The 22,177-nt window shown below is 70.3% G+C and carries 1 protein-coding gene; it reads right to left on the bottom strand.

Translation table 11 applies throughout. The annotated features are described in order from the left end of the window. Position 1 precedes the first annotated feature (1 nt). Positions 2-22,171 carry an SDR family NAD(P)-dependent oxidoreductase gene (locus ABD798_RS00765; protein ID WP_344870452.1) on the bottom strand — a complete coding sequence of 7,390 codons (22,170 nt, stop codon included), beginning with the start codon at positions 22,169-22,171 and terminating at the stop codon, positions 2-4. Between the last annotated feature and the right edge of the window lie 6 nt (positions 22,172-22,177).

Genomic DNA, 22,177 nt, shown 5'->3' with positions numbered 1-22,177 from the left:
TTCAGGATGCGCCGAGCTCGTCGTCGAGGAGCTGGAAGATGTCGTCCATGCTGTTCACCGAGTCGAGGTCGGCGTTGTCGTCGGAGTGAGCCGTGCCCCGTGCCGCGCGCGTGCGCTCCTCCCACAGGGCCACCAGGGACCGCAGCCGGTGTTCGACGTCCTCCGAGCCGGTCGACGCGGGATCGGTGGAGGACAGCAGCGCTTCCAGCTTGGCGATCTCCGAGACCACCGGCGCTCCGCTCGGCGCCGCCGGGACGACCTCGGCCTGGAGGTACTTCGCCAGCGCGTCCGGCGCCGGGTAGTCGAACACCAGCGTCGTCGGCAACCGCAGACCGGTCGCCGCGCCGAGGGAGTTGCGCAGCTCCACCGCCGTGAGCGAGTCGAAGCCCAGGTCGTTGAAGGCCCGGCCCGGCTCGATCTCCTCGGCGGAGGCGTGGCCGAGCACCGCGGCCACCTGCGTGCGCACCAGGTCGACGAGCACCTCCAGCGCCTCGGCGTCGGAGAGCCCGGCCAGCCGCTGCTTGAGCGCGTCAGCCTGGCCTTCGGCCGCGGCCTGCGCGAGCCTCCGTCCCGGAGCGCGGACCAGTTCCCGCAGCAGCGGCGGCACCGCGCCGAGCTTGCTCACGTCGAGCTTGACCGGCACCACGACGGGCTCGCCGTGCGCGAGAGCGGCATCGAAGAGCGCCATGCCCTCCTCGATTCCGAGCGCGCCGAACCCGTCCCGGCCCATGCGTGCGGCTTCCTTCGCACCGCCCATGCCGTCGGCCCACAGGCCCCACGCGAGCGAGGTGGCCGCGAGGCCGGAAGCGCGCCTCTTGGTCGCCAGCGCGTCGAGGAAGGAGTTGGCCGCCGCGTAGTTGCCCTGCCCCGGCGCGCCGACCACACCGGCGAAGCTGGAGAAGAGCACGAAGTGCGCCAGGTCCCCGGTCAGCTCGTGCAGGTTCCACGCGGCGTCGACCTTGGCCCGCAGCACCGCGTCCACCCGCTCCGGGGTGAGCGAGCTGATCGCGCCGTCGTCCAGCACACCCGCGGCGTGGATCACGCCGGTCAGGTTCGGGATGGTGCTCAGCAGCGCGCTGAGGGAATCCCGGTCCGCCGCGTCGCACGCCGCGATGGTCACGGTGGCACCGAGTTCCTCCAGTGTGGTCCTGAGTTCCAGCGCACCGGGCGCGCTCTCGCCGCGGCGGCTGGTGAGCACCAGGTCACCGACACCGTGCTCGGTCACCAGGTGCGCGGCCAGCTTGCCGCCGAGGCCGCCGGTGCCGCCCGTGATCAGGACCGTGCCCGTCCAGTCGGCGGCCTCTCCCTCGGGCGCCGCCGCCTTGACGAGGCGGGGCGCGCGGAACTCGCCGTCGCGCACCGCGATCTGGCTCTCCCCGGTGCCAACCGCCGCACCGATCAGGTCATCGGCGTCGGTATCGGTGTCCACCAGGACGATCCGGTCCGGGCTCTCCGTCTGCGCCGAACGCAGCAGGCCGAGCGCTGTGGCCGCCGCGATGTCGCCGCCGCCGGTCGCTCCGACGGTGCGGATCACCAGGATCGACTCGTTGTCCGAGGCGATCCATTCCTGAGCGACCTCCAGGGCCCGGCGGGTGCAGGCGTGCGCCTCGGCGACCACGTCGTCGCCCCTGCCGTCCACCGAGAGCACCACGACCGGAGGGACTTCTCCCCCGTCGAGGTCCTCATAGGACACCCAGGGCACCTCGGCGGCCGACTTCACCGGCCGCCACACGAGCTGGAAGAGCGACTCGCGGTTGGCCGATGCGAGCTGAGCGGCCGTGACCTCGCGCAGCGCCAAGGACTCCACCGAGGCGACCGGGGTACCAACGCCGTCGGCGATCTCCAGCGAGACGGAGTCACCGCCGGTCGGTGCGATCCGGACCCGCAGCGAACTGGCGCCCGTGGCGTGCAGTGAGACTCCGTTCCACGCGAACGGCAGGCGGGCCGAGGAGGAACCGCCGGTGAAGCCGATCGCGTGCAGGGCCGAGTCCAGCAACGCCGGGTGCAGGCCGAAACCCTTCACGTCGGTGCCGGGGAGAGCGACCTCGGCGAAGATCTCGCCGTCGCGGGACCACGCCGCCTTGAGGCCCTGGAACTGCGGTCCGTACTGCATTCCCGCTTCGGCCAAGCCCTCGTACGCGCCGTCGATGTCGACCTCGGTCGCTCCGGCCGGAGGCCACTGCGCGAGGGTGAAGGCGGTGGAGGTGTCCTGCACCGCAAGGGAACCGCTCGCGTGCAGCGTCCACTCGCCGTTGTGCTGCCGCGAGTGGATCGACAGCGCGCGGTGCTCCCCGTGCAGTTCGCCGACGGTGACCTGGATCGCTACCGCGCCGGAGGTCGGCAGTACCAGCGGGGACTGGAGCATCAGCTCATCGACCGCCGCGCAGCCGACCTCGTCGGCGGCCCGGATCGCCAGGTCCAGCAACGCCGTTCCCGGCACCAGGACCTGGCCCATGATCGCGTGATCGGCCAGCCACGCGTGCGTACCCAGCGAGATCCGGCCGGTCAGGACCGCACCGTCGCCCTCGGCGAGCGCGACCGAGGCGCCCAGCAGCGCGTGCTCCGCCGAGACCAGACCGAGGTCGGCCGCGTCGGCGATGCCCTCCTTCGACTCCAGCCAGTAGGTCTTGCGCTGGAAGGCGTAGGTCGGCAGATCGATCCGCGAACCGGTGCCGTCGTAGAAGGCGTCCCAGTCCACCGCGACGCCGAGCGCGTCCAGGTGCGCCAGCGCGCTCACGGCGGTCCGGGCCTCGTCGCGGTCCTTTCGGGCCGCCGACACGAAGCTGGCCTTCTCCGAGGCAGCCGCAGCGCCCATCGCGGAGAGCGTGCCGTCCGGACCCAGTTCCAGGAACCGCGTCACACCGGCGTTCTCCAGCGCCACGACGCCGTCGGCGAAGCGCACGGCGTCGCGAACGTGCCGCACCCAGTACTCCGGGCTCGCGATCAGCTCGTCCGTCGCGAGGGCGCCGGTCACGTTGGACACCACGGGAATGCGCGGGGCCGCATAGGTGATCGACTCCGCGACGCGACGGAACTCCTCAAGCATGTCGTCCATCAGCACCGAGTGGAACGCGTGCGAGACGGCCAACCGCTTGGTCTTGCGTCCCTGCCCGTCGAACACCTCCGCGATCTGCTGCACCGCGTCCTCGGCACCGGAGATCACCACGGCGGTGGGGCCGTTGATCGCGGCGATACCGACCCGATCGTTCAGGTGCGGCAGCACCTCCTCCTCCGTGGCCTGCAACGCGATCATGGCTCCACCGCTGGGAAGCGCCTGCATCAGGTGACCACGGGCGGCGACCAAGCGCGCCGCGTCCTCCAGCGAGAAGACCCCGGCCACGTGCGCCGCGGCCAGCTCGCCGATGGAGTGGCCCGCCAGGAAGTCCGGTCGCACGCCCCAGGACTCGAAGAGCCGGAAGAGCGCGACCTCGATCGCGAACAGCGCGGGCTGAGCGTTCCCGGTCCGCTCCAACGCTTCCGCGTCCGAACCGAAGATCACCTCACGAACGCCGGGCAGCAGCTCGCACACCTCGTCGAAGGCGGCGGCGAAGACCGGGAACGCGGCGTGCAGGCCGCTTCCCATGCCCAGGCGCTGCGAACCCTGACCGGAGAACAGGATCGCGAGACGTCCGCCGGAGGCGCTACCGCGCACGACGTTCGGCGCGGCCTCACCACCCGCCAGCGCCGTCAGGCCCGCGAGCAGCTCGTCGTGGTCCTTGCCGATCACTGCGGCACGGCTGTCCAGACGCGCCCTCGTCGTCACGAGCGAGTAGGCAACGTCAAGGTCGGTTTTACCGTCCACAAAGGACAGGAGGCGGGCGGCCTGCTCGCGCAGCGCACCGTCCGACCGAGCGGAGAGCACCCACGGCAGCACCGCAGGCGCGAGCCCGACCCGCTCGGCGCGCACCGGCTTCGCCGCAGGGGCCTGCTCGATGATCACGTGCGCGTTGGTACCGGAAATGCCGAACGAGGAGATTCCCGCGCGGCGCGGACGGTCCTGCGCGGCGACCCACGGAGCGGCTTCGGACAGCAGTTCGACCGCGCCCTCCGACCAGTCCACGTGCGGGGACGGGGCGTCGATGTGCATGCTCTGCGGCAGCACGCCGTGCTCCAGCGCCTTGACCATCTTGATCAGCGCGGCGACACCGGCGGCTGCCTGGGTGTGGCCGATGTGCGACTTCACCGAGCCGATGCGCAGCGGGCGGTCCTCCGGCCGGTCCTGGCCGTAGGTGTTGATCAGCGCCTGCGCCTCGATCGGGTCCCCGAGCCTGGTGCCGGTGCCGTGCGCCTCAACGGCGTCAACGTCCGAAGTGGACAGACGCGAGTTGGCGAGCGCCTGGCGGATGACCCGTTGCTGTGAAGGGCCGTTCGGCGCGGAAAGGCCGTTGGATGCACCGTCCTGGTTCACCGCCGACCCGCGCAGCACCGCGAGCACCGGGTGGCCGTTGCGCTCGGCGTCGGAGAGCTTCTCCAGCAGCACCATGCCCGCACCCTCGGACCAGGCGACACCGTCGGCGGCGTTGGCGAAGGCCTTGCACCGGCCGTCGGAGGCCAGGCCGCGCTGGCGGGAGAACTCGATGAACGGCGACGGCGAGGACATCACCGTGACACCACCGGCGAGCGCGAGACCGCACTCACCGTTGCGCAGCGCCTGCATCGCCAGGTGCACCGCCACCAGCGACGAGGAGCACGCGGTGTCGACGGAGACGGCCGGTCCCTCGAAACCGAAGGTGTAGGCCACCCGGCCGGAGGCGACCGAGCCGAGGCTGCCGGTGCCGAGAATGCCCTCGAAACCGTCCGGGATCTGGCTCATCCGCCCGGCGTAGTCGTTGTACATGACCCCGGCGAACACGCCGCTCATCGAGCCCTTGAGCGAGGCCGGCGGGATGCCCGCGCGCTCCAGCGCCTCCCAGGAGACCTCCAGGAGCAACCGCTGCTGCGGGTCGACGGCCAGCGCCTCGCGCGGGCTGATGCCGAAGAACTCCGGGTCGAAGTCGGCCGCGTCGTGCAGGAAGCCGCCCTCGGTGGAGTACGTCGTGCCCTGGTGGTCGGGGTCCGGGTGGTAGAGGCCCTCGACGTCCCAGCCGCGGTTGTCCGGGAACCCCGACATCGCGTCCTCGCCGCTCATCAGCAGCTCCCACAGCTGCTCGGCGGTGGTGACGCCACCGGGGAAGCGGCAGCCCATCGCGACCACGGCGATCGGCTCGTCCACCTCGTCCCGGGTGAACGCCGAGCCCTCGGTGATCACGGTCTCCGAGCCCAGCAGCTCCGAGCGGACGTACTCCGCGAGCGCCAGCGGGGTCGGGTAGTCGAAGGTGACCGTGGCGGGCAGGCGCAGACCGGTCGCGGCGCCGATGGAGTTGCGCAGCTCGACGGCGGTGAGCGAGTCGAAGCCCATGTCGTTGAACGCCCGGTCCGGATCGACGACGTCCGATCCGGCGTGGCCGAGGACCATCGCGGCCCGGCCGCGGACCATCTCCACCAACGTGCGCAGCTGCTCGGCCGAGGGCAGCGCGAGCAGGCGCTGCCGCAGACCGGCGGTGTCGGCCGCCTGCGCGGCCCGCCGCGCCGAGACCCGGACCAGTCCGCGCAGCACGTGCGGCACCGGCTGGGTCCGGGCGTTGGCCTGCACCGTCGGCAGGTCGACCTTGACGGGGACGGCGATGGCCTCGCCGTGGGCTAGCGCGAGGTCGAACAGCGCCAGGCCCTCGTCGGGAACCAGCGCGCCGAAGCCGTCGCGGCCCATCCGGGCGGCCTCCTCCGCGCCACCCATGCCGTCCGCCCACAGTCCGTAGGCGATGGACGTGGCGGCCAGCCCCCTGGCGCGGCGGTGCAGCGCCAGGGAGTCCAGGAAGGTGTTGGCGGCGGCGTAGTTCGCCTGGCCCGCCCCGCCGAGCACACCGGAGACCGAAGAGAACACCACGAACATCGCGAGGTCGCGGTCCTCGGTCAGCTCGTGCAGGTTCCACGCGGCGTCGACCTTCGGGCCGAACACCCGGTCCACCCGCTCCGGGGTGAGCGCGGTGATCAGGCCGTCGTCGAGCACACCGGCGGTGTGCACCACACCGGTCAGGTTCCCGATTCCGCTCAGCAGCGCGCTGAGCGAGTCGCGGTCGGCCGCGTCGCACGCGGCGATCTCGACCCGGGCTCCAGCCTCGTTGAGCTCGGCGACCAGCTCGGCGGCGCCCGGCGCGTCGGCACCGCGACGGCTGGTCAGCAACAGGTTCTGCACGCCGTGCTCGGTGACCAGGCGCTTCGCCACGAGCTTGCCGAGCCCGCCGGTGCCGCCGGTGACGAGCACCGTGCCCTGCGGGTCCAGCTCGCGCGGGACGGTGAGCACGAGCTTGCCGATGTGCTTGGCCTGGCTGATGAAACGGAACGCCTTGGGGGCTTCGCGGATGTCCCAGGTGCGGATCGGCAGCGGCTTGAGCACGCCCTGCTCGAACAGCTCCAGCAGCTCCGACCACATGGCCGCGATGCGCTGCGGGCCTGCCTCGAACACCTCGAAGGCCGTGTAGCGGACGCCCTCGTGCTTCGCCGCCACCTCCGCGCTGTCGCGAACGTCGGTCTTGCCCATCTCCACGAAACGCCCACCACGCGGCAGCAGGCGCAACGACGCGTCGACGAAGTCTCCCGCCAGCGCGTCGAGAACGACGTCAACGCCCTCTCCGCCGGTAGCAGCAAGGAACTCCTGCTCGAAGTCCAACGTCCGCGACGACCCGATGTGCTCGATCCCGTTGTCCCGCAACACATACTGCTTCGCGGTGCTCGCGGTACCGAAGACCTCGGCACCACGGTGCCTGGCGATCTGCGTGGCGGCCATGCCAACGCCGCCCGCCGCCGCGTGAATGAGAACCCGCTCGCCAGAACGCAAACCAGCGAGATCGTGCAACGCGTAGTACGCGGTGAGGAACACCAGCGGAACCGAAGCCGCTTCCTCGAAGGACCAGCCGTCCGGGATGCGAGCGAGGTTGCTGCGCTCGGTGATCGTGACGGGGCCGAAACCGCCGTCGAGCATGCCCATCACCTTGTCGCCGACGGCCAGATCGGTCACGTCGCCGCCAACTTCGACGACGACGCCCGCCGCCTCGTAGCCGGGCATACCGGCCTCGCCCATCATGCCGAGCACGTTGAGCGCGTCGCGGAAGTTCACACCGGCGGCGCGCACCCCGATGCGCACCTCGTCACCCGCGAGCGGTCGCAGCATCTCCGGCGCGGGCAGCAGCGCGAGGTTGTCGAGCGCGCCCTTCGTGTGCACGTCCACCCGCCACGCGGCTTCACCGGCGGGGGGCAGCAGTGATCCTCCGGAGGCCACGGTGGCCATGCGGAAGGCGAACAGCCCGCCGTCGCGGATCGCGATCTGGGGCTCGCCGGTGGCGACCGCCGCTCCGATGAGCGCGTCGTCCTCGGCGTCGACCAGGACGAAGCGACCCGGGTTCTCCGACTGCGCCGAGCGGACAAGACCCCACACCGTGGAGGCGGCGAGGTCGGTGACGTCCACGTCGGCGTCGACCGCGACCGCTCCGCTCGTGCGGATCACCAGCGTCGCGTCGTGGTCGGCGGCGAGCCACTCCTGCACGACGTCCAGCACCTGGTGCGAGACGGCGCGTGCGTCGGCGGCCACGTCACCGGTGCTCGGCGCGACGGTGTAGACCACGGTTTCGTCGGTGAGATCGGTGAGATCGGCGTGCGCGATCCACTCCACGGGCTCGCCGATCGCGAGCGGCGTCCAGTCGACGCGGAACATCCAGTCCTGTTCGGACGGACCGGCCGCCTTGAGCTGGTCCTGCGAGATCGGCCGCAGGACAAGGGAATCGACCTCGGCGACGGGAGCGCCCGCACCATCGGCGATCTCCAGGCGGAAGCCTCCGGGAGTTCCGTCAGCGGGGGTGATGCGCACCCGGACCGCCGTCGCGCCCGTGGCGTGCAGCGAGACACCGTTGAAGGCGAAGGGAAGCATGGCCCCCGAAGCCTCACGCCCGGTCTCGCTGAAGCCGATCGCGTGCAGCACGGCGTCCAGCAGCGCGGGGTGCACACCGAACCGGCGCACGTCGGTGTCCTCGGGCAGCGCGACCTCCGCGTACACCTCCTGGTCGGAGGTCCACACGGACCTCAGTCCCTGGAACAGCGGCCCGTACTCCAGACCGCTCGTCGCCAGCTTCTCGTAGACGTCGCTGAGGTCCACGGCGGTGGCCCCGGCGGGCGGCCACTGCGCCAGGCTGAAGGACGGCGGCGGCCCCGCAGGAGCCAGCACACCGGCCGCGTGTTCGGTCCATGGCGCGTCGCCCTGGCGGGAGAAGATCGCGACGGAACGGCGTTGCGACGCGTCGAGCGCGCCGACCGCGACCTGCAACAGCACCGGCGCGGAGTCCGCGAGCACCAGCGGCGCCTGAAGGGTCAGTTCCTCCAGCACTCCGCAACCGGCTTCGTCCCCGGCACGCACGGCCAGTTCCACCAGCGCGGTACCCGGTACCAACACGGTTCCCATGACGGCGTGGTCGGCCAGCCAGGGGTGGGTCCCGCGCGAGATCCGCCCGGTGAACAGGAATCCGTCCCCGTCGGCGAGCGAGACCGCCGCGCCCAGCAGCGGGTGGTCCGGCGACTCCAGCCCGGCAGAAGCCACGTCGGCCGCGGCGTCGGCAGAGTTCAGCCAGTAGTGCTTGTGCTGGAAGGCGTACGTCGGCAGGTCGATCCGCGCACCCTGGAGCAACGCCGTCCAGTCGATCTTGACGCCGTGGTTGTGCAGCTCGGCGACGGCGGTGCGCGCCGACGCGTCCTCCGCGCGGTCCTTGCGCAGCAACGGGACGAAGAGCCCGTCGACGCAGTTCGCGCCCATGCCGGAGAGCGTGCCGTCCGGCCCCAGCTCCAGGAAGCGCGTCACGCCTTCGGCGGCCAGCCAGCTCATGCCGTCGGCGAAGCGCACCGCCTCGCGGACGTGCCGCACCCAGTACTCCGGCTCGGTGACCTGGTCGGCCAAGCACCCGGTCACGTTGGACACCACCGGAATCGTCGGCTCGGAGTACCTCACGGACTCCAGTACCGCGCGGAACTCCGTCAGCATGCCGTCCATGTGCGCGGAGTGGAACGCGTGCGAGACGGCCAACTGCTTGGTCTTCGCGAAGTTCTTCGCGATCTTCTTCGCGGCCTTCGCGTCACCGGAGATCACCACGGACTCCGGCCCGTTGATCGCCGCGATGCCGACCTTGTCGTTGAGGTGCGGCAGCACGTCCGCTTCGGTCGCGCGGATCGAGATCATGGCTCCGCCACTGGGCAGAGCCTGCATCAGCCGCCCGCGCGCCTCGACGATCTTCGCCGCGTCTTCGAGCGACCAGACGCCCGCGACGTGCGCGGCGGCCAGCTCACCGATCGAGTGCCCGACCAGGAAGTCCGGACGCACACCCCACGACTCCACCAGCCGATACAGAGCCACCTCAAGCGCGAACAACGCAGGCTGCGCGTTCCCCGTCTGGTCCAGCTCACCGTCATCGATCGCGGGAAGGTGCTTTCGAACCGCGTCGTATGCTTCGGCGAACACCGGGAAGGCGTCGTACAGCTGCCGCCCCATGCCCGCGCGCTGCGAGCCTTGCCCCGTGAACAGCATCGCGAGCCGTCCTGCGGTCGCGGTGCCCCGGAGCACGTTCACCGCAGGCTCGCCCGCCGCCAACGCCGCCAGCCCCGCCAACAGCTCGTCCCGCTGCCCCGTGACCGCCGCGCGGAACTCGTGATGCGGCTTCGCCGCCAACGACACCGCCACATCGTTGAGCCGGGCTTCGGTGTCCCCGTCCAGGAACCCCTTCAGCTTCGCCGCCTGCCCCTGCACCGCCTCCTCGCTGCGCCCAGAAACCACGAGCACCAGCTGCTCATCCCCCGCCAACGCCTCCTTTGACGCGTTGGAGGAGCTGAACGACCCGTTCAGTGCGTTGGGAGCCCTCAACGGGTCGTTTAGTGCGTTAGACGCACCAAACGGGTCGTTCAGGGCTAAAGCGGGGGGTTGCTCGATGATGACGTGGGCGTTGGTGCCGGAGATGCCGAAGGAGGAGACGGCGGCGCGGCGGGGGCGGTCCACATCGGGCCAGGTCTGGGCCGAAGTCAGCAAGGAGACGTCGCCGGAGGACCAGTCGACGTGCGGCGACAGCTCTCCGAGGTGCAGGCTCTGCGGCATCAGGCCGTGCTCGATGGCCTTGACGACCTTGATGATGCCGCCGACGCCGGCCGCGGCCTGGGTGTGGCCGATGTTGGACTTGATGGAGCCCATCCACACGGGCGCGGAGCGGTCCTGGCCGTAGGTGGACAGCACGGCCTGCGCCTCGATCGGGTCGCCGAGGACGGTGCCGGTGCCGTGCGCCTCGATCAGGTCCACATCGGAGGAAGTGATGCCCGCGTTGGCCAGAGCCTGACGGATGACTCGTTGCTGGGAAGGGCCGTTGGGCGCGGTGAGACCGTTGGAAGCACCGTCCTGGTTCAACGCGGAACCGCGTACCACCGCGAGCACGGGGTGGCCGTTGCGGACGGCGTCGGAGAGCTTCTCCAGCACGAGCATGCCCGCGCCCTCAGCCCAACCGGTGCCGTCAGCGCCCGCGCCGAAGGACTTGCAACGGCCATCGGCGGCGAGGCCGCGCTGACGCGAGAACCCGATGAAGGTGTCCGGAGTGGACATCACGGTGACACCACCGGCCAGCGCCATCGAGCACTCGCCGGAGCGGAGCGCCTGTGCGGCCCAGTGCAGCGCGACGAGCGACGAAGAGCACGCGGTATCAACTGAAACCGCCGGTCCCTCGAAGCCGAAGGTGTACGCGACGCGGCCGGAGAGGATGCTGCCCGACGTGCCCGTGCCGAGGAAGCCTTCGACCCCGTCCGGCACGGTGGTCAGCCGAGAGCCGTAGTCGTAGTACATGACGCCCGCGAAGACGCCGGTCGAAGAGCCCTTCAGCGAAGCGGGGTCGACACCCGCGCGCTCCATGGCCTCCCACGACACCTCCAGCAGCAGTCGCTGCTGCGGGTCCATCGCGAGCGCCTCGCGCGGCGAGATCCCGAAGAACTCGGGGTCGAACTCGGCCGCCTCGTGCAGGAAGCCGCCCTCGCGCGTGTACGAAGTTCCTTGGTGGTCGGGGTCCGGGTGGTACAGGTTCTCCAAGTCCCAACCGCGATCGGTCGGGAACATCGAGACCCCGTCGGTACCGGATGCCACGAGCTGCCACAGCTCCTCCGGCGTGGTGACCCCGCCCGGGTAGCGGCAGCCCATGCCGACGATCGCGATGGGCTCGTCCGAGCCGACCGCCGCGACAGCGGAGACCTCGGCGATCTCGCCCAGCAGCTCGGTGCGCACGTAGCGCGCGAGGTCGAGCGGCGTCGGGTAGTCGAAGATCAGCGTGGCGGGCAGCGGCAGACCCGTTGTGCCACCGACCCGGTTGCGCAGCTCAACGGCGGTCAGCGAGTCGAAGCCGACGTCGCTGAAGGCGCGCTCCGCCTCGATCGCGGCCGGGTCGTGGCCGAGGATCAGTGCGGCCTGGGTGCGGATCAGCTCGACGATCACCCGCTCCTGCTCCGCGTCCGACAGGCCCGCGAGGCGCTGCCGCAACCCGGCGGCTTCCGGGGCCTGCGCCGCGCGGCGGTTGCTGACGCGCACGAGCGAGCGCAGCGTGTGCGGCACGTCGCCGTTGCGCAGCGCGGGCAGGTTGAGCTTGACGGGAACCGTCAAGGGGTTCCCACCTGCGCAAGCGGCGTCCAGCAGGGCCAGCGCCTCGGTGGGCTCCAGCGCGGCGAAGCCGGTGTGCGCGAGGTCGATCGTGCTGCCCATGCCCGTGGTCCACAGGCCGTAGGCGACCGAGGTCGCGGGCAGGCCCTGCTCCGCCCGGAGCGCGGCGAGTGCGTCCAGGTAGGCGTTGGCGGCGGCGTAGTTGCCCTGGCCAGGCCCACCGAGCACACCGGAGACCGACGAGAACAGGATGAACTGCTCCAGGTTCTCCGTCAGCTCGTGCAGGTTCCGCGCGGCGACCGCCTTCGGCCCGAGCACGGCGTCCAGCCGCGCAGGGGTGAGCGCGGTGATCACGCCGTCGTCCAGCACACCGGCCGCGTGCACCACGGTGGTGAGGTTCGAAATTCCGCTCAACAGAGCCGAAAGCGCTTCCCGGTCAGCAACATCGCAGGCTTCGACCCGAACCGAGGCACCGAGGTCACTCAGCTCCTCGATCAGGGACGAGACGCCAGGCGCGTCAGCACCACGACGGCTGGTCAGCACCAGGTCGCGGGCTCCACGCGCGGTCACGAGGTGCTTGGCCACCACAGCACCGAGCCCGCCGGTGCCACCTGTGATCAGCGCTGTCCCCGACACCGTCCAGTCGGTGTTCTCCGGAACCGCAGCGCGAACGAGGCGCGGCACGAACAGCTCTCCGTCGCGGACAACGACCTGCGGCTCACCGGTGGACACCGCCGCGCCGACCGCCGACGCGGGGCCGTCGACCAGCACGAACCGCCCGGGGTGCTCGGACTGCGCGGAGCGCACGAGGCCCCACACCGCCGCCACATCCGGATCGGTGGCGAAGCCCTCCGTGCGAATCACCAGCGGCGAGTCGTCTCCAGCGAGCCATTCCTGAAGCACACCAAGGGTTTCGTGCACGCCCTCCGCAAAGTGAACCTGCGCGGACACCTCGCCGGAGGCCACAACCGGAATCCAGTCGAGCGAGTACAGCGAATCGATCCGAGCGCGGAACTGATCCGCCGAAACCGCCCGCAGCGCAAGGGCATCGACCGATGCGACCGGCGCTCCGGTGCCGTCCGCGAGCTGAAGCCGAACGCCCGAGCCCGCCGGAGTGACGCGCACGCGCAGCGCCGTGGCTCCCTCGGCGTACAGCGAAACCCCGCTCCACGCAAAGGGAAGCCGCGCCTGCTCTTGGCCGTCGAGGCCGATCGCGTGCAGAGCCGCGTCCAGCAACGCCGGGTGCAGCCCGAAGCCGTCCGCCGAGGTGTTCTCCGGCAGCGCGACCTCGGCGAAGATCTCCTCGCCGCGCCGCCACGCCGCGCTCAACCCCTGGAACACCGGGCCGTACGAAAGCCCGGCACCAGCAGCGTCCGCGTAGAAACCGCTGACGTCGATCGCGGTCACGCCAGTGGGCGGCCACTCGGCCAGGTCGAAGTCGGCAGCGCCCGCGTCGCCGAGCACACCGGTGGCGTGCAGCGTCCACGGCTCTCCGACGGCGTCCTGCAAACGTGAGTAGATCGACAAGGAACGATTCGCGGGGTCGAGCGTGAGCCGCAGCTGCACACCACCGCTCTCCGGCAAGACCAGCGGTGCCTGCAACGTCAGGTCGCGAACCGAGCCCAGGCCGAGTTCATCGCCCGCGCGCACGGCAAGCTCAACGAAAGCCGTTCCGGGCAACAGAACCGAGCCCATGACAGCGTGGTCGGCGAGCCAGCGGTGCGAGTCAAGCGACAGACGCCCGGTCAGCACGAGGCCGTCGCTGTCGGGCAGCGTGACGAGCGCGCCGAGCAACGGGTGCTCCGCCGCGCCAAGTCCGAGACCGGTGGCGTCGCCAGGAGTCGACGGCGAGTTCACCCAGTAACGCTTGTGCTGGAAGGCATAGGTCGGCAGGTCGACGCGCTGCGCTCCGGTGTCGGCGTAGATCGCCGCCCAGTCGATGTCGATCCCGTTGGCGTCCAAGGCAGCGAGCGCGGTCGTCGCACTGACAAGATCGTCACGATCCTTGCGCAGCAACGGAATGAACACGCCGTCGGCCACGCAACCCGCGCCCATCGCGGAGAGCGTGCCGTCCGGGCCCAGCTCGACGAAGCGCTGAACTCCGGCCGCCTCCAAGGCAGCCATTCCGTCGGCGAAGCGCACCGCGTCGCGGACGTGCCGCACCCAGTACTCCGGCTCGGTCACCGAGGTACCGATAGCGCCGGTCACGTTGGACACCAGCGGAATCGTCGGCTCGGAGTACCTCACGGACTCCAGAACCGCGCGGAACTCCGCCAGCATCCCGTCCATGTGCGCCGAGTGGAACGCGTGCGAAACCTTCAGCCGCTTGGTCTTCTCGAAACGCGAAGCGACGCTCGAAGCAGCCGAAGCGTCGCCGGAGATCACGACCGAGCGCGGACCGTTGATCGCCGCGATGTCCACACCCGGCACAAGCGCCGCGCGGACCTCGTCCTCAGCAGCCTGGATCGAGATCATGACTCCGCCGCTGGGCAAAGCCTGCATCAGCTGACCACGAGCGGTCACGATCCGCGCCGCGTCCTCCAACGACCAGACACCCGCGACGTGCGCGGCGGCCAGCTCACCGATCGAATGCCCAACCAGGAAGTCCGGACGCACACCCCACGACTCAACAAGCCGATACAGCGCCACTTCGAGCGCGAACAGAGCGGGCTGCGCGTTCCCCGTCTGGTCCAAGTCATCGGACAGAGCAGGCAGCAGCGCCCGGACTTCGTCGTACGCGGCGGCGAACACCGGGTACGCGGCGTACAGCGCCTCCCCCATGCCGACCCGCTGCGAGCCCTGGCCGGTGAACAGGAAGGCGACCGGGCCGCTGCCCACGCGCCCCCGCACAGGAGCTTCCCCGTCAGCCAGCATCGCCAAGGCGGACAGCAGCTCATCGCGGGAAGCACCGACGACGGCAGCGCGATGGTCGTGGCGAGGCTTGTTGACCAGCGAGAACGCCACGTCGAGCGAGTCGAGGTCAGCGTCTGCGAGGTAGTCCCGCAGCTTCGCGGCCTGTGCCGGGAGCGCGTCGGACGTACGCGCGGACAGCGGCCAGGCGAGGACTGCAGGAGCGACGCGCTCGACCTCGGACTCCACCACGACGGGAGCCTGCTCGATGATCACGTGCGCGTTCGTGCCGCTCATGCCGAAGGACGAGACACCGGCACGGCGCGGACGCTCGACCTCAGGCCACGAAACCGGCTCGGTGAGCAGCGAAACCGCGCCCGAGGACCATTCGACCTGCGGCGTGGGCTCGTCGATGTGCAGCGAGCGCGGCAGCACTCCGCGCCGGATGGCCTCCACCATCTTGATCACGCTGATGACGCCCGCGGCGCCCTGCGTGTGGCCGAGGTTGGACTTGATCGAGCCGAGCCACAGCGGCAGGTCCGCCGGGCGGTCCTGGCCGTAGGTGGCGAGGATCGCCTGAGCCTCGATGGGGTCACCGAGCTTGGTGCCGGTGCCGTGCGCCTCGACGGCGTCAACGTCCGAAGTGGACAGTCCGCCGTTGGCGAGCGCCTGGCGGATGACGCGCTGCTGCGACGGGCCGTTCGGCGCGGTCAGGCCGCTGGACGCGCCGTCCTGGTTGACGGCGGAACTCCGCAACACAGCAAGGATCTGGCGGCCGTTGCGCTGCGCATCGGACAGGCGCTCCAGCATCACCAAGCCCGCGCCCTCCGACCACGCGGTGCCGTCAGCCGAGGACGAGAAGGACTTGCAGTGCCCGTTCGGCGCGAGGCCGTTCTGCTTGCTGAAGTCGATGAACGGATCCGGCACCGACATCACCGTCACACCACCCGCCAGCGCGAGATCGCACTCCCCGCTGCGCAGTGCCTGCGCTGCAAGGTGCATCGCGACCAGCGACGACGAGCACGCGGTGTCGATGGAGATGGCGGGGCCCTCGAAGCCGAAGGTGTACGCGACGCGGCCGGACAGGATGCTCATGGAGGCACCCGTGCCCAGAAAACCCTCGATCTCTTCTGGTACCGCGTTCAGGCGCGAGGCGTAGTCGTTGTAGATCACACCCGCGAAGACGCCGGTCGCCGAGCCCTTCAAGGAAGCGGGGTCGATCCCGGCGCGCTCCATGGCCTCCCACGACACCTCCAGCATGAGGCGCTGCTGCGGGTCCATTGCCAGGGCCTCGCGCGGGGAGATCCCGAAGAACTCCGGGTCGAACTCGGCGGCCTCGTGCAGGAAGCCACCGGTCTTGGCGTAGGACGTGCCCTGCCTGCCCGGCTCCGTGCTGAACAGGCCGTCCAGATCCCAGCCGCGGTCGGTCGGGAAGTCCGTGATCGCGTGCTCGCCGCCCATGACGAAGCGCCACAGGTCATCCGGCGTGTTGATGCCGCCGGGGTAGCGCAGCGCCGTGGCCACGATCGCGATCGGCTCGTCGCTCGCAGCCGTGGACTTGACCACGGTGGCCAGTCCCGCGGCGCCGATCAGCTCGGAGCGCACGTAACCCGTCAGCGCGACCGGTGTCGGGTAGTCGAAGATCAGCGTCGACGGCAGGCGCAGCCCCGTCACGGCGCCGAGGCGGTTGCGCAGCTCGACGGCGGTCAGCGAGTCGAAGCCGATCTCCATGAAGCCGCGGCCCGGCTCGACCGTCTCCGGCGTGACGTGACCCAGTACCAACGCGACCTGCGTCCGCACGAGATCCAGCAGCAAGCGGTCCTGCTCGGCCTCGGTCAGCCCAGCGAGGCGCTTCGCCAGCGACGATCCCTGTGCCTCCCCCGACTGCGCGGCGCGACGCGTCCCCCGCACGAGACCGCGCAGCAGGGGCGGCAGCGAAGCCGTGCGCGCGAACGCCTCCAGCTCCGGCAGGTCCAGCTTCATCGGCGCCGCCACGGAAAGGCCCGTCGCGTGCGCGGCGTCGAACAGCTCGACGCCCTCTTCATGAGTCAGCGCGCCGGTACCGGAGCCCTTCATCCGCGCCAGCTCGGCCTCGGACAGCGTGCCCGCCATGCCGCCGACCCACAGGCCCCACGCCAGCGACTGCGCCGGAAGTCCCTGGTCACGGCGGTGCGAAGCGAGCGCGTCCAGGAACCCGTTGGCAGCCGTGTAGTTGCCCTGTCCGGGGTTGCCGAGCAGCCCGGCCGCCGACGAGAACAGCGCGAACATCGCGAGGTCACGGTCACGGGTCAGCTCGTGCAGGTGCCACGCCGCGTCGACCTTCGGCCCGAAAACGGTGTCGACGCGCTCCGGGGTGAGCGAGGTGATCATGCCGTCGTCGAGCACACCGGCCGTGTGGATCACGCCGGTCAGGTCCGGAATGCCACCCAGCAGAACCGAGACAGCGTCCCGGTCGGCGACGTCGCAGGCAGCGACGCGCACGGAAGCGCCGAGCGAGGACAACTCCTCGACGAGCGCGGAGGCACCGGGCGCGTCCGCGCCACGACGGCTGGTCAGCACGAGGTTCTTCACGCCGTGGGAGGTGATCATGTGCCGCGCGAAGAGCTTCCCGAGGCCACCGGTGCCACCGGTGATCAGCACGGTGCCCTCGGGGTCGAGACCGCGCTCAACCGTCAGGACGACCTTGCCGATGTGCTTGGCCTGACTGATGAACCGGAACGCTTCGGGAGCGCGGCGGACGTCCCAGGTCTTGATCGGCAGCGGCTTCAGGACGCCCGCGTCGAACAGCTCGATCAGCTCGGCCCACATCGACGCGACCCGCGACGCCTCGGCCTCGATCAGGTCAAAAGCCTGGTACTCCACGCCCGGGTACTGCTTGTCGATCTCATCCTGCTCGCGGATGTCGGTCTTGCCCATCTCCAGGAAGCGACCACCGCGCGGCATCAACCGCAGCGACGCGTCCACGAACTCGCCCGCGAGCGCGTCCAGCACCACGTCAACGCCGCGACCGTCCGAAATGGACAGGAACTCCTGCTCGAAGTCCGTCGTGCGCGAGGACGCGATGTGCTCGATCCCCTGCTCTCGCAGCACGTGCCACTTGCCCTTGCTGGCCGTGCCGTAGACGGTCGCACCCAGGTGCTTGGCGATCTGCGTCGCGGCCATGCCGACACCACCGGCGGCGGCGTGGATCAGCACCGACTCGCCCGCCTTCAGACCGCCGAGGTCGCGCAGCCCGTAGTACGCGGTGAGGAAGACCAGCGGCACGGAGGCGGCTTCCTCGAAGCTCCAGCCATTCGGCACGCGGGTCAGCATCGGCCGGTCGGTGACCGCCATCGGCCCGATCCCGCCGAACGCCAGACCCATGACCTTGTCGCCGGGCGCGAGGTCGGTGACGTCGGAGCCGACCTCGGTCACGACACCGGCGACCTCGTTGCCGAGCAGTCCGGCGTCACCCGGGTACATGCCGAGGACGTTGAGCACGTCGCGGAAGTTCACCCCGGCCGCGCGCACGCCGATGCGCACGTGCGTCGGCTCCAACGGCTTCCGCTCGATGGGCTCCAGTACCAAGTGGTCCAGGGTGCCCTTGCCCGACATGCCCAGGCGCCAGGTCCCCTCGGCGGGCGGGACGATCACGCCACTGCCCGCCATCGTGGTCAAGCGCGGCACGAACACCTCGGCACCGCGCACCGCGGCCTGGGCTTCACCGCTGGCGACGATCTCGTCGAACTTGGCGGTGTCCGGCGCGTCGATCAACACGATGCGGTCCGGGCTCTCCGCCTGCGCGACGCGCACCATGCCCCACACCGCGGCGGCGGGGAGGTCGGTGACGTCCATGACCGCGCCGGTGGTGTGGATGACGAGCTTGGATTCTCCTTCAGCAGCAAGGAAATCCTGGAGCACGCGCAACACGTCGTGAGTGGCCGTGTGCGTGGCGCTGACGACGTCGCCGTCCTCGCCGACAACGCGGTGAACCGCGTAGGCGGGCGCTGCCCCCTGAGCGAGCGGAACCTGAGCCCAGTCGACGCGGTAGAGCGAGTCCTGCTCGCCGGCACCCGCCGCCTGGATCTGCTCGGCCGACACCGCGCGCAGGGCGAGAGAGTCCACGGTGGCCACTGGAGCGCCCGTGGTGTCCGCAACCCGTAGGGACACAACGTCCTTGCCGGTGATCTTGACGTGCACACGCAGCGCGGAAGCTCCGGAAGCGTGCAGCGACACGCCACTCCACGCGAATGGCAGCCTTGCCCCCGAGCCGGATGATTCGCCGACCACGAGCGAGTGCAGCGCGGCGTCCAGCAGCGCCGGGTGCAGGCCGAACTTGCCCGCCTCACCCTGAACGGCTTCGGGCAGCTCGACCTCGGCGAAGATCTCCTCATCCCGGGTCCACGCGGCGGTCAGACCACGGAAGGCCGGGCCATAGCTCAGACCTGTGGCGTCGAAGTCGTCGTACAGCGACTCGACAGCGGCCGCGGTGACCCCGGCGGGCGGCCACTCCGCGAGCGAGAAGTCCGCCGGAGCCGCAGAAGGCGTGACAGAGCCGATGGCGTGCAAGGTCCACGCGCCGTCATCACGACGAGAGTGCAGGGTCAGCGTGCGACGCCCGGCTTCGTCAGGAGCTGCGACGGCCAGCTGGACCTGAACGCCGCCTTCCTCCGGCAGCACGAGCGGGGCCTGCAACGTCAGCTCTTCGAGGACGCCGCAACCCACCTCGTCGGCGGCGCGCACAGCCAGCTCGACCAACGCGGTACCGGGTACCACAACGCGGCCCAGTACCACGTGATCGGCCAGCCACGAGTGCGTGGAGGTGGAAAGCCGCCCCGTGAACAGGAATCCATCAGCGTCGGCCAAAGACACGGACGCACCGAGCAACGGGTGATCGAGCGAACCGAGGCCCAGTCCGGACGCGTCGCCAGTGGCGCGCTGCATCGGCAGCCAGTAGTGGCGACGCTGGAAGGCGTAAGTCGGTAGGTCGACATGACGGGCCGGGCCTTCGAAGGCCGCCGCCCAGTCGACGGTGCCACCGTCGACGAACAGCGAGGCCAGAGCGTTCACGAAGGTCTGCGGCTCGTCGCGGTCCTTGCGCAGCACGGCGATGAACGTGCCGTCGGCGCTGTCCGCGCCCGCAGCGGAGAGCACGCCGTCCGGGCCAAGCTCCAGGAACTTCGTGACCCCGGCCTCGCCAAGCGTGACAACGGCATTGGCGAAGCGCACCGACTCACGGACGTGCCGAACCCAGTAGTCCACAGAGGACAGTTCTTCGGTGCTCGCGGCGCGACCGGTCAGCGTGGAGACGATCTGAATGGTCGGCGCGGACGCGGTCGCCGATGCAACGACCTTCCCGAACTCCCCCAGCATCCCGTCCATCAAGCCGGAGTGGAACGCGTGCGACACCGAGAGCCGCTTGGTCTTGCGTTCCTTGAACTGCGCCGCAACCGCCAGCACGGCTTCCTCAACGCCCGAGATCACCACGGCGCGAGGCCCGTTGATGGCCGCGATGTCCACGCCCGGGACGAGCGCAGCACGAACCTCATCCTCAGTGGCTTGAACAGCGATCATGGCTCCGCCGCTCGGCAAAGCCTGCATCAGCTGACCACGAGCGGTCACGATCCGCGCCGCGTCCTCCAACGACCAGACACCAGCGACATGCGCGGCGGCCAGCTCACCGATCGAATGCCCGGCGAGGAAGTCTGGGCGCACGCCCAAGGACTCGATCAGCCGGTAGAGCGCGACCTCCAGTGCGAAGATCGCGGGCTGAGCGTTGCCGGTCTGATCCAGGTCACCGGTGAGCGGAGGCAACAGCGCCAGCACTTCGTCGTACGCGGTGGCGAACACCGGGAAAGCCTCGTAGAGCGCCTTCCCCATACCCAGCCGCTGCGATCCCTGGCCGGTGAACAGCACCGCGAGCTGACCGCCAGTAACCTGCCCGGTCACCGCACCCGGCGAGCCGTCCGCCAGAGCGCGCAGCTGCTCAACACCGAAAGCCACCGCGCGGTGGTCCAGCCGAGCCCGCGTCGACGCCAGCGCCCGCCCAAGGTCAATCGGGTCAACGGAGTCCACAATGGACAACAAGCGAGCGGCCTGCGCCTGCAAAGCCTCCGGCGTCTTGCCCGACACAACCCACGGCACGTGCGACCCCAGCAGCGAGGCGGTCGGCTCCGACGCCTCCTCAACAAGGGCAGGCGCCTCCTCGACGATCACGTGCGAGTTCGTGCCAGAGATACCGAACGACGAAACACCCGCGCGGCGCGGACGATCCACCGCAGGCCAGTCGCGGGCAGTAGAAAGAAGGGAAACGGCGCCAGCGGTCCAGTCGACGTGTGGCGTCGGCGCGTCGATGTGCAGAGACTGCGGTAGCACACCGTGCCGGATGGCCATCACCATCTTGATCACACTGGCCACACCGGCGGCGGCCTGTGTGTGCCCGATGTTGGATTTCACCGAGCCGACCCACAGGGGCTCGGCGCGCCCCTGGCCGTAGGTGGCGAGCAGCGCCTGAGCCTCGATGGGATCGCCGAGCGTGGTGCCGGTGCCGTGCGCGTCAACGGCGTCAATGTCCTTGGTGGACAAACGTGCGTTGGCCAGCGCCTGACGGATCACGCGCTGTTGCGACGGCCCGTTGGGCGCGGTGAGGCCGTTGGAGGCTCCGTCCTGATTCACGGCGGAGCCGCGCAGGATGGCCAGCACGGGGTGCCCGTTGCGGCGCGCGTCGGAGAGCTTCTCCAACAGCAGCATGCCCGCACCCTCCCCCCAACCGGTGCCGTCGGAGGACGCCGAGAACGCCTTCACGCGGCCGTCACGGGCGAGGCCGCGCTGGCGGGAGAACTCGACGAACGCGTCCGGGCCCGACATCACGCTGACGCCACCGGCGAGCGCGAGCGAGCACTCACCGGAGCGAAGTGCTTGCACGGCAAGGTGCATCGCCACCAGCGACGACGAGCACGCGGTGTCGATGGTGACCGCCGGGCCTTCCAGACCGAACACATAGGACAGTCGGCCGGACAGCACCGAGCCGGAGATACCCGTGCCCAGGTAGCCCTCGATGCCCTCCATGGGCTCGGTGATCGTGCGGCCGTAGTCCTGGCCGTTGGTGCCCGCGAAAACTCCGGTCCGGCTGCCCTTGAGGGAGGTCGGGTCGATGCCCGCGCGCTCGAACGCCTCCCACGAGGTCTCCAGCAGCAGCCGCTGCTGCGGGTCCATGGCGAGGGCTTCGCGTGGGGAGATCCCGAACAGCTCGGCGTCGAACTCCCCCGCCGCCGCCAGGAAGCCCCCGCTGCGCACGTAGGAGGTGCCGAGGTTGTCGGGATCGGGGTTGTACAGCCGATCCAGGTCCCAACCGCGATCCGTGGGGAACTCGGAGACGCCGTCCACCCCGTCGGCGATCATCCGCCAGAACGACTCCGGCGAGTCCGCTCCGGGGAAGCGGCAGGCCATGCCGACGATCGCGACCGGCTCGAAGTCCTTCTCCTCGGCCTCGCGCAACCGCAGCTTGGCCGTGTGCAGCTCGCCCGTGACTCGCGTCAGGTAGTCCCGGAGCTTGTTGTTCTCGGCTGTGGAGGCTCCGGCGTGCGACTCTGTTCCCGCACGCGCGGGCCGACCGGGTGCGGGTGTCCCGCCAGTTGCAGAAGACATCAGAGA

This window comes from Allokutzneria multivorans, assembly GCF_039537405.1.
Taxonomy (GTDB): Bacteria; Actinomycetota; Actinomycetes; order Mycobacteriales; family Pseudonocardiaceae; genus Allokutzneria; species Allokutzneria multivorans.
Note: the sequence above shows the minus strand (reverse complement) of the source record. Positions and strands in the feature narration are given on the sequence as shown.

What these genes read in the sequence shown, in the direction of transcription:
- ABD798_RS00765 (WP_344870452.1), bottom strand. Translation starts at nt 22,171, where the DNA reads ATGTCTTCTGCAACTGGCGGGACACCCGCACCCGGTCGGCCCGCGCGT.